General features: G+C 71.1%; 9 protein-coding genes and 3 pseudogenes. 3 read left to right on the top strand and 9 right to left on the bottom strand.

Going from position 1 to position 12,812, the window contains the following annotated elements:
• Nucleotides 1-11: 11 nt before the first annotated feature.
• Nucleotides 12-611: pseudogene (locus EAO72_RS23235) on the bottom strand (vWA domain-containing protein); the annotation flags it as partial.
• A gap of 75 nt (nt 612-686) precedes the next feature.
• Here EAO72_RS23235 and EAO72_RS23230 point away from each other — a divergent pair.
• Nucleotides 687-1,052: pseudogene (locus EAO72_RS23230) on the top strand (TerD family protein); the annotation flags it as partial.
• Between the two features lie 171 nt (nt 1,053-1,223).
• Here EAO72_RS23230 and EAO72_RS23225 read toward each other — a convergent pair.
• From EAO72_RS23225 to EAO72_RS23215, 3 genes and pseudogenes are all read right to left on the bottom strand, one after another.
• A pseudogene (locus EAO72_RS23225) lies at nt 1,224-1,544 on the bottom strand (TerD family protein); the annotation flags it as partial.
• A gap of 98 nt (nt 1,545-1,642) precedes the next feature.
• Complete coding sequence (locus EAO72_RS23220) at nt 1,643-2,842, bottom strand: serine hydrolase domain-containing protein (protein ID WP_148019210.1); 1,200 nt, start codon at nt 2,840-2,842, stop codon at nt 1,643-1,645.
• 326 nt (nt 2,843-3,168) lie between these two features.
• Nucleotides 3,169-4,335 (bottom strand): alanine--tRNA ligase-related protein, encoded by a 1,167-nt coding sequence (locus EAO72_RS23215; RefSeq protein ID WP_148019209.1) that lies wholly within the window; start codon nt 4,333-4,335, stop codon nt 3,169-3,171.
• 367 nt (nt 4,336-4,702) lie between these two features.
• Here EAO72_RS23215 and EAO72_RS23205 point away from each other — a divergent pair, with 367 nt between their 5' ends.
• A complete protein-coding gene (locus tag EAO72_RS23205) occupies nt 4,703-5,074 on the top strand; it encodes a hypothetical protein (RefSeq protein WP_148019207.1) in 372 nt (123 codons plus the stop codon).
• Nucleotides 5,075-5,116: 42 nt separating this feature from the next.
• Here the strand turns inward: EAO72_RS23205 and thpR are convergent, their stop codons facing one another.
• Together thpR and EAO72_RS23195 are read right to left on the bottom strand one after the other, a co-directional pair.
• Nucleotides 5,117-5,776: an RNA 2',3'-cyclic phosphodiesterase gene (gene thpR / locus EAO72_RS23200; RefSeq protein WP_148019206.1), complete on the bottom strand. Its 660-nt coding sequence runs from the start codon at nt 5,774-5,776 to the stop codon at nt 5,117-5,119.
• Nucleotides 5,777-5,810: 34 nt separating this feature from the next.
• Nucleotides 5,811-6,425: a TetR/AcrR family transcriptional regulator gene (locus EAO72_RS23195; RefSeq protein ID WP_148019205.1), complete on the bottom strand. Its 615-nt coding sequence runs from the start codon at nt 6,423-6,425 to the stop codon at nt 5,811-5,813.
• 329 nt (nt 6,426-6,754) lie between these two features.
• Here EAO72_RS23195 and EAO72_RS23190 point away from each other — a divergent pair, with 329 nt between their 5' ends.
• On the top strand, nt 6,755-8,296 hold the full coding sequence (locus EAO72_RS23190; RefSeq protein WP_148019204.1) for an MFS transporter: 1,542 nt from the start codon (nt 6,755-6,757) through the stop codon (nt 8,294-8,296).
• 131 nt (nt 8,297-8,427) lie between these two features.
• Here EAO72_RS23190 and EAO72_RS23185 read toward each other — a convergent pair whose 3' ends face one another.
• The 3 genes from EAO72_RS23185 to EAO72_RS23175 all read right to left on the bottom strand — a co-directional run bounded on the left by EAO72_RS23185 (nt 8,428) and on the right by EAO72_RS23175 (nt 12,448).
• Nucleotides 8,428-9,633 (bottom strand): MFS transporter, encoded by a 1,206-nt coding sequence (locus EAO72_RS23185; RefSeq protein WP_148021981.1) that lies wholly within the window; start codon nt 9,631-9,633, stop codon nt 8,428-8,430.
• 126 nt (nt 9,634-9,759) lie between these two features.
• Complete coding sequence (locus EAO72_RS23180; protein WP_148019203.1) at nt 9,760-10,764, bottom strand: alpha/beta hydrolase; 1,005 nt, start codon at nt 10,762-10,764, stop codon at nt 9,760-9,762.
• 67 nt (nt 10,765-10,831) lie between these two features.
• Nucleotides 10,832-12,448, bottom strand: a complete 1,617-nt coding sequence (locus EAO72_RS23175) for a phosphodiester glycosidase family protein (protein WP_148019202.1) — start codon at nt 12,446-12,448, stop codon at nt 10,832-10,834.
• Between the last annotated feature and the right edge of the window lie 364 nt (nt 12,449-12,812).

Below are 12,812 nucleotides of genomic sequence, written 5' to 3'. Positions count from 1 at the left end.
CCGGTGAAGGCTCAGCGCAGGATGCCGAGTTGCCGGACGGTCCTCAGCCAGGACGGGAACTCCGACAGGAGCCTGTCGTACAGCTCCGCGTCAGGGACCGTCTCGATGTCGTCCGCGGCGAAGAAGCCGACGTTGTCGACCCGCCGGCCGGGCAAGGTGTCGAAGCGTTCCAGCACTCCGTACTGGGACCGGCCGAGACCGATGAACTGCCAGAAGACCGGCTCCTCCACCGCCGCACGCAACTCCCGCTCGATCTCGTCGTTGCGGTACACGCCCCCGTCCGAGAAGAACAGGACCAGGGTCGGGTCGGGCACCGGATGGTCACGCACGAAGGCGCGCACTTCGGCGATGACCTTCTGCTCCTCGTTCTGGATGCCGACCGCGCGCATGTCGACCTGCCCAGGACGCAGGCCCCGCGGCGGCTTCCTGCGGCCGAAGAGACCGACCTGACCGACACGCACGTGCAGCGCGATCCATTCGGGCAGTTCACCGACCACCAGGTCGGGCAGCCGGGCGGGATTGCTGGCGAACGTCCAGGCCTGCATCTCACCGTCGTCGTCGAGCTGGGCCGCGACGGCCGCCATCCGTTCGGTGACACCGGCCATGGTGCCGCGTGTGTAGAGGCCGCCCATCGACCCGGACGCGTCGAGCACGAGGATGACGCGTGCGGTCAGCCGCGGCAGGCCGTGCTTGGTCAGGCTGACAGCGATCTGCTGCTTGCGCAGCGACAGGCGCTTGCGCATGTCGACCGGCAGATTCTCCTCGCCCTTGGTGAGCCGGATCGAAGGCTCCGCGCGTCCGGCGCCGTACGTCACCTCGGCAAGCAGGCGGGAGCCGACTCGCTCGATGTCGATCTGGGCGGGCTGGGACCGGACATCGAGCGGGTCGTTCTGTGCGCCTCGGCCGACGGGGGGACCTTCGGGCGGGTGCCCGGCCTTCATCTGCGTCTGCTCGACGCCGCGTCCGGTGTCGAGCTGGCCCGCTTCGACATGGCGGCCGGTGCGGAGACCGCCTATGTGAGCGGTGAGCTCTACCGACGGGCCGGCGGGTGGAAGTTCCGCGCCGTCGGCCAGGGATACGCGGACGGGCTGGCCGGACTGGCGACGGACTTCGGGATCAGCGTCGACGAGGAACGGCCTTCCGCCGGCCCGMRGGRAGKGCMCKCCGCTCACATAGGCGGTCTCCGCACCGGCCGCCATGTCGAAGCGGGCCAGCTCGACACCGGACGCGGCGTCGAGCAGACGCAGATGAAGGCCGGGCACCCGCCCGAAGGTCCCCCCGTCGGCCGAGGCGCACAGAACGACCCGCTCGATGTCCGGTCCCAGCCCGCCCAGATCGACATCGAGCGAGTCGGCTCCCGCCTGCTTGCCGAGGTGACGTACGGCGCCGGACGCGTGCAGCGGCTGGTTGTAGAAGACGAAGTCGTCGTCGGACCGGACCCGTCCGCTGTTCGCCAGCAACAGCGCGGAGGCATCCACGTCCGGCACGCCGGACCCCGGCGACCAGCCCAGAACGGCTCTCACGGTGGATGCCGTCACCGGCATGTTGGCGCCCTTGCTCAGAGTCGTCACATGGACAGTCTGCCCTGCCTGCCGCAGGACCCGTCCCCTCAAGGTGCGACGACCGTACGACGAAAGGAAGCTCAGCGTGGCGTGACCGAACCGTCGTAGACGTTGCCCGGTGTGACGATCTCGGTGACGGCCCGGGCGAGCAGCGTGGACGGCTCCTGGGACCCGCTGGTGATGTCCGTATTGATCATGATGACCAGGGTGGCCCTCTGCGAGGGCAGGTACACGGTCACGGTCTCGTACCCCGGCAGGGAACCGTTGTGCCCGATCCAGCCGCCGGTCTCGAAGATGCCGAGCCCGTAGCTCAAGCCCGGGATGCCCGTGGGAAGAGTCCTGAGCCGCTGCGCCTGCGTCGCGGGGCTCAGCAGCTCTCCGGTGGCGACGGTCCTGGCCCACCGGCGCAGGTCCTGCAGACCGGAGATCATCGCGCCGGCGGACCAGGCCCAGCTGGGATTCCAGTCCGTGGCGTCCTCGGTCTCACCGCTCAGCGTCTGGTTGGTGTAGCCGCGCGGGTGCGGCTCCGGGAACCCGGGACCCGTCGGGAAGAGTGTATGGCGCAGTCGGGACGGGCGGAGCACCCGATGGTGGATGACGTCCTCGATCCGTTGGCCGCTGACCTTCTCGATCACCAGGCCGAGCAGGACGAGGTTGGAGTTGGAGTACTGGAACTGCGCGCCCGGCTCGAAGGTGTTCCGGTGCTTCATGCCGTACGCGAGCAGTTCCTTCGGCGTGAAGTGGCGCTGCGGGTTGCTGAGCAGGTCGTGTGTGAAGTCCGCGTCGGCGGTGTACGGGAACAGACCGCTGCGCATCTCCGCGAGATGACGGAGCGTGATCCGGTCGCCGTCGCGCACCCCGGGGACGTACTTGGAGATCGGGTCGTCCAGCCGGATCCGATGGTCGTCGACGAGTTCGAGCAGAGCGGTGACGGTGAAGGTCTTGGTCTCGCTGCCGATCCTGATGTAGGAGTCGGCGGCCATCGGCTCGCGGGTGGTCTTGTCGGCGACGCCGGTCGCGCGGACGTAGCTGCCCTTGCCCGGCATCCACAGCCCGACGACGACACCGGGAATGCCGGCCTGTCGGCGGACGTCCTCGACGGCCTTGTCCAGCCGGGCGTTCACTTCGGGGCCGAGGCCACCGGGCGGGCAGTCGTCCCGGCCGTGCCGGTCGACACCCGCGGCGTGCACCGACGGAGCGGAGCCCACCGCCATGGGCGCCAGCAGGGTCGCCACGAGGGATGCGGCGGCGAACAGACGTCGAGCTGGGATACGTCGCATATCAGGGGGCCTCGTCCAGGTCGGGGAGCGGAGAGCAACATCACCACCCGGGCCCCGGACGGAAGGCCGCGGCGGATACGCGCTCCGGTGATTCCACTCGTTCGGAGCCCACCGGATCACCGGAGCGGCCCTGACCCCGCACCCGACAACGCCCGCGCGCCGCCGCGCAGTCGGCCGAAACCCGCGCGCGGGCGAGCGCAGGCTGCCCGTGCGCCGCGGGCCGAGCCGGCCACGCCGTTCCGGTCCGGGCCCGCGAACCTGACAGGGCCCAGCGGCACGGCCGGGGGACGGCAGCCCGGATGCCGTCCCCACTGGTGCGTGGCGGGTCAGCCTTGGCGCAGGCTCGTGACCAGGTCACGGGGCAGGCCGTGGGTGTCGTGGAGGTAATGGAGGTCCTCCTCGGTGAGCCGGCCTCGGAACCGCGGCCGGGCGAGTACCTGCCGGCCGCGCTCCATGAGGAGCCCGAACCGGCGCTCCTCGTCGAGCAGCACCTGATGTACGGCGGCCGGCGGGAGGTCCTGCCGGAAGTGGTCCAGGGTGTGGCGGACCAGGTCGTCGGGCAGGTCGGCGAGACCGTACGAGGGATCCTGCCGCCACAGAGCGGTGAGGACCCGCCGCACCAGGCGGCGCAGCACGTAGCCCCGCCCGGTGTTGGCCGGACGCACGCCGTCGCCCAGCACCACGACGGCCGAGCGCAGATGGTCGAGGAGCAGGCGCAGCGACGGTTCGTCCAGCTGCCACAGCGGCGGAACGAGGCGACGCCACGGCTCGAAGAGGTCGGACTCGAACACGGACGACTTGCCCTGGAGCAGGGCGGCCAGCCGCTCCAGGCCGAGCCCGGTGTCGACGTTCCGCTGGGGGAGAGGCACGAGGGACCCGTCGTCGAGGCGGCGGTGCCTCATCATCACGTGGTTCCACACCTCCACCCAGCGGTCGTCCTGGGTGGGCGTCGACCGGGGCGGGCCGTCGCCGTTCCACAGGAAGATCTCCGAGTCGGGACCGCACGGTCCGACGGCTCCGTTGGGCCACCAGTTGTGCTCCACGGTGAGTTCGACGGGGACCCCGCGGTCCTGCCACAGCTGAAGTGACGGCGTGTCCTGCTCGCACTGGCTGTCGCCGGCGTAGACGGTGGCGTGGAGCCGGCCGGGATCGATGCCCAGGGCCTCGGTGAGCAGTCCGTACCCCCAGTCGAGGCTGAGAGCACCTTCGTAGTCGCCGAGTGACCAGGTGCCGAGCATCTCGAAGACCGTCAGATGCGTGGGGTCGCCGATCTCTTCCAGGTCCGTGGTGCGCAGACAGCGCTGTACGTTGACCAGCCGCCTGCCCAGAGGATGGGGGCGGCCCTCCAGGTACGGCTTGAGCGGGTGCATGCCGGAGGTGGTGAACAGGACGGGGTCGCCGGGCGGGGGCAGCAGGGTCGAGCCGACGATCCGGTGATGACCGCGGTCCTCGAAGTACTCGACAAACGTGCTGACCAGCTTTTCCGTATGCATGGGATGGCTCCTTCGCGTCACAGCGGGGGAGGCACCGGAGAACGGGACCGTTCAGTCACCCGGCCGGGGCCAGAGGCTCCACGGCGTTGCCGACGGACCGTTTCCGGTCGCCGGGGGGAGGGAAAGTCAGACGGCGGCAACCGGCGAGCTGGTCGCTCGCGCGGTCGCGGTGGTGTGAGAGCCGGTGACGTTCATGGGAACGACCATAGCGCGGCCCGCTCACCCGGGCACACGCATTTGCCGCCGCCGGCCGGACCACCCGTCGTCGGGGCGGCGGGAAGTAGGTGGCCGGTGAGTTTGCGGTGACGGTAAGGTCCGGCTTCCGGCCCGACACATGGGTGGGGCCCACGTGCGGAGAGCGATACGGATGACCGGGCGGACAGCGACGACGACCCTCTGGCGCCCCACCGGACCCGTGGAGCTGGATCTGGTCAGGGAGCTGAACTGGCGTGCCTGGCCGCCCCGGCTGCCCGAGCAGCCGATCTTCTACCCGGTTCTCAACGAGGACTATGCGGTGCGGATCGCGCGCGACTGGAACGTGAAGCACGACGGCGCCGGCTTCGTCACCCGATTCGAGGTCGAGGCGGAGTTCCTGAGCCGGTACCCCGTGCAACAGGCCGGCGGGCGGACGATCCTCGAACTCTGGGTTCCGGCCGAGGAGCTGGACGACTTCAACGCCCACATCGTCGGCGAGATCCAGCTCGTCCACGAGTTCCGCCGAGGCGACGAGTCCCTCTGAAGCAGGTGCCCCGGCCCCCGGTGCCGGTTCAGTGATCAACCGTCATGGGCGGTGCCGGCCGGCCTGGCCGGTCCGTACCGAACCCGTGGCCGGCGGAGGCGGCGAGGACCTTTCGCCGCGGTCCCCGGACCCGAGGGGCCATGCCGTGATGTCGCGATAGTGGATCGGCCCAGTGCTCCGCGCGGCGTTGCTGCCGACCAGATGGAGGCGTTCGGCACCCCACGGACGGCCGGTGAATCCGGCGAGCCCCGCCGCGATCTCCGCTGCCGAGGACTGGTCACCCCGGCGTGCGCGGGCCAGCGTGAGATGCGGTCGCAGGGGCCGGTCCGCGAGCGCGATTCCGCAGTCCCTGACCGCCGTGCGTACGTCGGCGGCCAACTCGTGCAGCGCGTCCAGATCTCCGTCGACTCCGGTCCACACGACCCGGCCGTCGAAGTCTCCGCCGCCCCGCAGCGCAAGGCGCGGTGAAGGATGCGCCGCTGCGATGCCGGCGAGCGGCGCACGCAGGAGCGGGACCGTGTCGACAGGCAGCTCTCCGAGAAACGCCAGGGTGATGTGCCAGTCCTCGATGCGATTCCAGCGCATCCGTGGATGTGAGCCGTAGGCAGGCAGAAGTTCCCGGGCCAGTTCTTCTTTCGCGGGGTCGGGCGGGGCGAGGGCGATGAACACGCGGATGGTCACGGGCCGCGTCTGCTCGTTCACGTCGGAGTCGGTCCGTATCAGGTCCGGAGGCCGGTCAGCCGTGCTCGCCGTCCGCGGTCAGGGGGAGGGCGCCGTCCGTGCCGTAACGGAGGCCGTTGACGAGCAGCGTGATCATGCGCCGCGTGTAGCCCTGGTCGTCCGGCGAGACGAGATCGCTGATGGCGCGCAACAGGTCGTGCGGGGGGATGTCGGCGCGGAGCCCGCCGGCTGCGGCGGCACTGTCCAGGAGTTCCGTCACGACGGGGAGGAAGCGCTGCTGGAAGTAGGCGGGCAGGCTCTCGTAGGCGGGGTCGCCCGAGTGCAGAGCCGCCTTGAGGCCGCGTTTGGCCGCGACGAACTGGGCGAAGCGCTGCAGCCACAGGGTGAGGGCTTCGACCGGTTCGTGCTGCTCCGCGAGGGCGGGGGCGGCCTCGGCGCAGGCGTCGACCTCGTGGCGGAACACGGCGGTGATGAGGTCGGAGCGCTGCGGGAAGTGGCGGTAGAGCGTGCCCGCCCCCACGCCGGCCCGGGCGGTGATCCGTCGCACGGGGGCGTCCACGCCGTCCGACGCGAAGATCTCGGCGGCTGCGGTCAGCAGGGCGTCCAGGTTGCGCTGGACGTCGGGCCGCACACGGCGGGCGACCGGCTCCTCGGTGGGGCGATCAGGCATGGAAGGGGTTCCCTTTGCGCTCCGGAACGATGTTCCGTATTGTGATTGCTGAACGGTGTTCCGGTTTCATTCTATCCGGACCCGCAACCGGCAGCCCAGGGAGGGAGTGGACTCATGCAGGACCGCACACCGGGCCGGACCCGCACCAAGGCCGACGCCTGCGCTCAGGCCGCCATGATGTTCGGCGCCCCCGGCAACTCAGCCTCGAATCCTTTTGCAGCCCTGCGTCCTTCCGCAGCCCCGCATCCTTCCGCAGCTCCGCATTCTTCCGCAGTCCCGAACTGAGTCCCGAACTTGGTCCCGAATTGAGTCCCGAAGTGGGTACCTCCATGTCCGAAACAACTCTGTCCGCCGGAAAAGCCGACGCGGGCCCCGACCCGAAGCGCTGGAAGGCGCTGATCTTCATAGCCCTGGCACAGCTGATGGTCGTGCTCGACGCGACCATCGTGAACATCGCGCTGCCCTCCGCCCAGCAGGACCTGGGCATCTCGGACGGCAACCGGCAGTGGGTCATCACCGCCTACGCCCTGGCTTTCGGCGGTCTGCTGCTCTTCGGCGGCCGCATCGCCGACCTCTGGGGCCGTAAGCGGGCCTTCCTCGTCGGACTGACCGGCTTCGCCACCGCCTCCGTGCTCGGCGGCGCCGCCCAGGGCGAGGCCATGATGCTCGGCGCCCGCGCCCTCCAGGGCGTCTTCGGCGCGCTGCTCGCACCCGCGGCGCTCTCGCTGCTCGCGGTGACGTTCACCGAGGCCAGGGAGCGCGCCAAGGCATTCGGCATCTACGGCGCGATCGCCGGTGGTGGCGGAGCCGTGGGCTTCATCCTCGGCGGCACCCTCACCGAGTACCTGAACTGGCGCTGGACCTTCTTCGTCAACGTTCCCTTCGCGATCGTGGCGGCCCTGGGCGCCTACTTCGTGATCCGTGAGCCGGCCGGCGGCCGCAACCGCGCGCCGCTCGACATCCCCGGCGTCGTCCTCTCCAGCCTCGGCCTGGTCTCCCTCGTCTACGGCTTCACGCGCGCCGAGTCCGCAGGCTGGTCCGACGCGCTGACGATCGGCATGTTCGTGGCCTCCGCGGCTTTGCTCGGCGCGTTCCTGGTCACCGAGGCCAGGGTCAAGGCGCCACTGCTGCCCCTGCGCGTACCCGCCGACCGCAACCGCGGCGGTGTCTACCTCTCGCTCGGCCTCGCCGTCATCGCGATGTTCGGCACCTTCCTGTTCCTCACCTACTACCTGCAGATCGTCCAGGGCTACTCGCCGATCAGGACCGGTCTGGCGTTCCTCCCGATGGTCGCCGGCATGATCACGGGCTCCACCCAGATCGGCGCCCGGCTGATGACGAGGGTTCCGCCGCGACTGCTCATGGGCCCGGGCTTCCTGGTCGCCGCGACCGGAATGCTGTTCCTGACGCAGATGGACATCGGCAGCTCGTACGCCGGACTGGTGCTGCCGGGACTGCTGCTGCTCGGACTCGGCATGGGCACGGCGTTCATGCCCGCGATGTCGCTCGCCACCCACGGCGTCGAGCCGCGTGACGCCGGAGTCGCCTCCGCGATGGTCAACACCTCGCAGCAGGTGGGCGGCGCCATCGGCACCGCGCTCCTGAACACCATCGCGGCCTCGGCCACGACCGCGTACCTCGCCGCGCATGCGGCGGGTGCGACGACTCCGGCCGCACAGAAGCTGGTTCAGGCACAGGCCATGGTGCGCGGATACTCCAGCGCCACCTGGTGGGCTGTCGGAATCCTGGTTGTCGCCGCCGCCATCGCGCTGACCATGATCAAGGCCGGTCACCAGGGCGGTCCTGCGGCCACCTCGCGTGCCCCGGAGGGAGCGCAGGAGGAAACGAAGATCCCCGCCGTCGCGCACTGAACCACCCGACACCCCCACGCAGTCGGAAGGGCGCGGTCAGCACACTGACCGCGCCCTTCCCATGTCCCGGTCACCGCTGCACCCCTCGTGCGAACGGGGGCCCGGCAGCCGGTCCGGTCACCGGAAACCGGCTACGCGGGCGTCGGCGGCCTGAGGGCGGAGTAGGTTCCCGCGCCTGCCGCCAGCAGGATGACGCAGCCCGTGAAGATCAGCCCGGCCTCGCGAAGGCCCAGCCACGTGGCCAGCGCACCGACACCGACCACGGGCACCGAGATGCCGGTGTACGCGACGACGAAGAACGCCGAAATGGTGCCGCCCCGGTGTGTCGCCGGTGCGGCGTCGCTGACCAGGGTGAGTGCCGCCCGAAAGGACAGGCCCTGCCCGGTGCCCCCGCACAGGGCGCCGAGGACGAGCAGCGGCAGGGACTCCGCGACCAGCGAGGACGCCACCAGCAGAAGACCGACGACGAGCGCACCGCACCCCAGTGGCAGCGCGAGGCGGGCGCCGACGCGCCCGCTCAGCGACTGTCCGACGGTCGACGCCAGAAAGACGGAGAACACGACGGCTCCGGTCACCGCCAGGTTGTCCACGCCCAGCGTCTGCGTGGCGAAGCTCGGCGCGACCGCGGTGAACAGCCCGAGCAGGGCGAAGCCGGCGAACGCCGCCAGCGAGGCGCGCGCGAACACCCCCTTCACCTCGGGCGGAACCGCCACGCCCTGAGGCGCCGGACGCGGCCACCGCCGGGGATGCGCCACGGTCTCCGGCAGACGCCAGGTGATCCCGCACGCCACGGCCACCAGCCCCAGATGAACCCAGAACGGCAGCATCAGGGGCCACGGCGTGTACTCGGCCAGGAAGCCGGACAGCAGCGGCCCGCAACCCAGCCCGCCCATGTTCGCGGCCGTCGCAGCGAACCCGGCCCGCGCCTTCTGCCCCGGGCGGGCGAGCTCCAGGACCGCCGCGGTCGCCGCGCCGCTCAGCAGCCCGGCCGCGCCGCCGGACAGCAGGCGGCCCGCGAAGAGCAGCGGGAGCCCGCTCTCCAGCAGGAAGCAGCCCGCGCTCGCCGCCGACAGCCCCATGGCGCACAGCAGCACGGGTCTGCGGCCGACCTTGTCGGAGTAGTTGCCCACGAGCATCAGCACGGCGATCACCGCCACGGCGTACACGGCGAACACGACGGTCACCATCAGCTCGGAGAACCCGATCTTCTGCTGATAGAGCCCGTACAGGGGAGTGGGCAGCGTGGTCCCTGCCATCCCGATGGCGAACACCACAGCCGCAGCCGGATAACCGGGACGCCGGCCACTGCCCGTACTCACCGCACCCTCGCGAACGATCACCCGCGTCACCCTACGAGCGGCCACCCGCCCGGACCGTGCAGGGCGCGGGGCACGGCCGGGTCGAGTCGTGCGCGCGGCGGGGCGCCGGCGGCCACGGGGGTGGCCGCAGCTGTCCGTACCCGCTCAGCGGTCGGTCCGCAGAGCATGGAGCAGCATCGGCAGTGACGCGTGCAACTCGCGCTCCCAGTACCCCCAGCGGTGGGTGCCCGGCCCGTAGAAGTGAGTGACCACCTGCCGTGCGCCGACGCGTTCGAGCTCGCTCGCCAGGGCGTGGTTCTGCCGGTTGAAGTCCGCCTCCAGGGCGTTCGTGCTGCCCGGCGGATCCAGCGGACCGGCGGTGCCGTCGCCGCAGGACAGGTAGACCGGGGTCGACCTGAGGCGCTTGGCCAGATGGAACGGGTCGTGGGCCGCCCAGACATCGCGTTGCGCGACCGGATCGCCCCAGACCCGCAGCGGGTCGTCGCCCTGACCGGCGAAGTACCCCATGATGCGGTTGACCGACTCGTCGTCGAGCAGTGGATGCGCGGAGCCGGAGTACGAGGCGGCCGCCTTGAACATGCCGGGGTGCCGGGCGGCGTACATCAGGGCGCCCTGGCCGCCCATCGACAGTCCCGCCACGACGCGATTGCTGCTCGCCCCCCAGCCCTGTTCGAGCAGGCGACGCAGTTCCTTGGTGTGGAAGGTCTCCCACGCCGGGTCGCTGCCCCGGCCGTAGTTCCACCAGTCGCTGTACCAGCCGTTCCAGCCGGCCTCCGGCATGACCACGAGGACGTCGCGCAGACTGTCGGTCTGCGCGACATCGGTCTTGGCGGTCCACGACGTGTAGTCCCCGCAGCAGCCGTGCAGCAGCCAGAGAGTCGGCCAGTGCCGGCTCCGGTCGCCCGGATCCCAGCCGTCCGGCGTGAGCAGGCGCACGTTCACCGTCCGGCCTCCGAGCGCCGGAGAACGAACCGACAGGTCGACCTGCCGGTCGGCGGCCTGGGTGACGGCGACGACCTCGGCACCCCGGGACGGGGCGGCCCCGCCGGGCTCCGCGGCGGCCGACACGGACGCGTTCGACATCAGTGTGAACAGCAGTGCCCCCACGATGAGCAGCAGGCGGGCTCTTCGGATCGGAACGGCGGTCATGGCGACTCCTGTCGGTGGACGGTGGGGGCTGCGAGCCGGGGTCTTCCCGTCCCGGCCCGCGGTCTGGTCAGCTCCGGTCGGGCAGGATCAGCAGCGCGTCCCCGACGGGGCGTTCACCGGCCGCGTCGGACGGATCGTTGATCATGACTCCGTCGACCACCATCGTGGTCGACCCGCCGCCGTCGAGATTGACCGCGTCGCGCAGGCCGAGTGCCCGGGCCACGGCGGCGCTCTCGGGGATGCTCAGCCCGAGGGCGCCGGTGCTGCGCCCGTCGGCCGTGACCAGAACGGTCCGGCCCGCGGCGTCGACCCCGGCCAGCGTGCGCGGATTCCGCTTGTGCATCCAGCCGTAGTAGAAGCTCGGATTGCCGGACTGCACCATCCCGTCGGCGGCGGGCGTGACGTGCAGGCGCCCGTCCCGGACCAGTTCGGGGCCTCCGTTGAGGATGCTGGTCGTCGGTGACGGCGACACCTTGTGGCCGTTGCCGTCCCGCAACGTCTTCTCGACGCGCAGGGGCCGGCCTACCCGGGCGAGGGCGGTCAGCTGGGCGACGCGGGTGCCGGTCGCCTGAACGGAGCTGCCGCCCTCCGGCAGCGGTCCGCCGCGCGGCGACCGCAGTTCCAGGACGCGGCCGCGGGTGTCCAGTACGGCCTCGGTGCCCTCGCCATGCGGCGTCTGCCGCCCGTAGTCGGGCGTGAACGCGACGAGTTCGTCGTGGTCGGAGCACGTGACGTCGTGCAGGGGCAGTGAGGTCGGCGTGTCGTCCGCGGTGCCGCCGCAGTTCCGGATCAGGCCCGGAACGCGGTCGACGCCGTCCAGCGCCTGCGACACGCCCCGGCCGACGACACGCCCCGCCCAGGTCAGCCGGGCCACCGTGCTGTGCCGGCCGTTGCCGTGAATCACCAGGCCGGGCCGACCGTTGACCGGCTCGCTCAGGACCCGGCCGTCGTAGACGCCGACACCGGCCGGATCACCCGGTGCGCCCGCCTTCGGATCGAGCACGAAGAAACCGGCGTTGACCCCCGCGGTCGCACCGGCCGCGGCCGCCAGCTCACTGGTCTTCTCGCGGTTCTCCAGATCGGGGCCGTACGACGCTTCGAGCCGGCCGCTGAACCGGCCCGGGTCGATGGTGAGCACGTCGATCCGCCACGGACCACGGTCCGTCGGCTCGCCGTCCCAGCCGGTGTACACGGCGGACCCGGCGTAGCCGGCCTTCCTCAGCAGGGTGAGCTCGGCCGCCGCCGCGGCCTGCGTGCCGAACCGCCCGACCCGGACCCGCCACCCGAGCGATCCGCCGGCGTAGTCGGCGACGGCCGGCGTCATGACCTGCTCGGCGCGGGCGTCGAAACCGTCCCGCTCGATGTCCGCGGTCAGTTCATCGGCACTGGCCCGGTCCTTGAGCGCCGTCGGCGGCGCGTCGGGATCCGGCGAGGTGGCACCGCCGGGTATCGACACCTCGACGGTCCACGCAAGCGCCGGAGCATCGGCACCGCGCACGATCCGTGTGAGGGTGACACCGGGCTGCAGCGTCCGCGTGCTGCGCGTCTCGGCCAGGCCTGCGGCACCCAGCGGCAGAGCACGCGCCGGCCCGGGACGCGGCTCGGAAGAAGCGGGCGCGGGCGATGCGCCCAGCACGGCCAAGAGGGCCAGGACTGTAGCCGTGCCGAGGACCTTGCTGTTCATGTACCCCCCTGGGAAAGATCCGCTCAGCAACGGTGCGTGTCCCGGCCGTCACTCGTCAAGGCGTGTGCACGTCAACTCTGATGGTCCATTGGCGCAACTCCACGCGAACGCGCAGCGAACGGAACGGCAGACTCGTACCCGTCCCGGCCGAGACGGAGAGCATGGGGAGCCGGAGCTCCACCTCTGGTGAAGCCGCGGGCAGGAGACGGCGAGCCGACGGCACGGAGACGGGCTCGCTCACGCGCGTCCGGTGGCCGGACGGGCTGTCGGCCGCAGGAGGCGGCACAGGAGAAAGGCAAGGAGATCACTCTCCTTGCCACTCCTAACGTATAGCGCACTGGGGGGCTTGCGGCAAGGCCCCGGT

This window comes from Streptomyces sp. OR43 (assembly GCF_008042275.1).
GTDB lineage: Bacteria > Actinomycetota > Actinomycetes > Streptomycetales > Streptomycetaceae > Streptomyces.
This window is presented reverse-complemented; position numbering and strand designations above follow the sequence as displayed.

Bases quoted from the DNA above. Each gene is read 5' to 3' on its own strand.
- EAO72_RS23220 (WP_148019210.1), bottom strand. From the start codon at position 2,842: ATGCGACGTATCCCAGCTCGACGTCTGTTCGCCGCCGCATCCCTCGTG.
- EAO72_RS23215 (WP_148019209.1), bottom strand. From the start codon at position 4,335: ATGCATACGGAAAAGCTGGTCAGCACGTTTGTCGAGTACTTCGAGGAC.
- EAO72_RS23205 (WP_148019207.1), top strand. From the start codon at position 4,703: ATGACCGGGCGGACAGCGACGACGACCCTCTGGCGCCCCACCGGACCC.
- EAO72_RS23195 (WP_148019205.1), bottom strand. From the start codon at position 6,425: ATGCCTGATCGCCCCACCGAGGAGCCGGTCGCCCGCCGTGTGCGGCCC.
- EAO72_RS23190 (WP_148019204.1), top strand. From the start codon at position 6,755: ATGTCCGAAACAACTCTGTCCGCCGGAAAAGCCGACGCGGGCCCCGAC.
- EAO72_RS23180 (WP_148019203.1), bottom strand. From the start codon at position 10,764: ATGACCGCCGTTCCGATCCGAAGAGCCCGCCTGCTGCTCATCGTGGGG.
- EAO72_RS23175 (WP_148019202.1), bottom strand. From the start codon at position 12,448: ATGAACAGCAAGGTCCTCGGCACGGCTACAGTCCTGGCCCTCTTGGCC.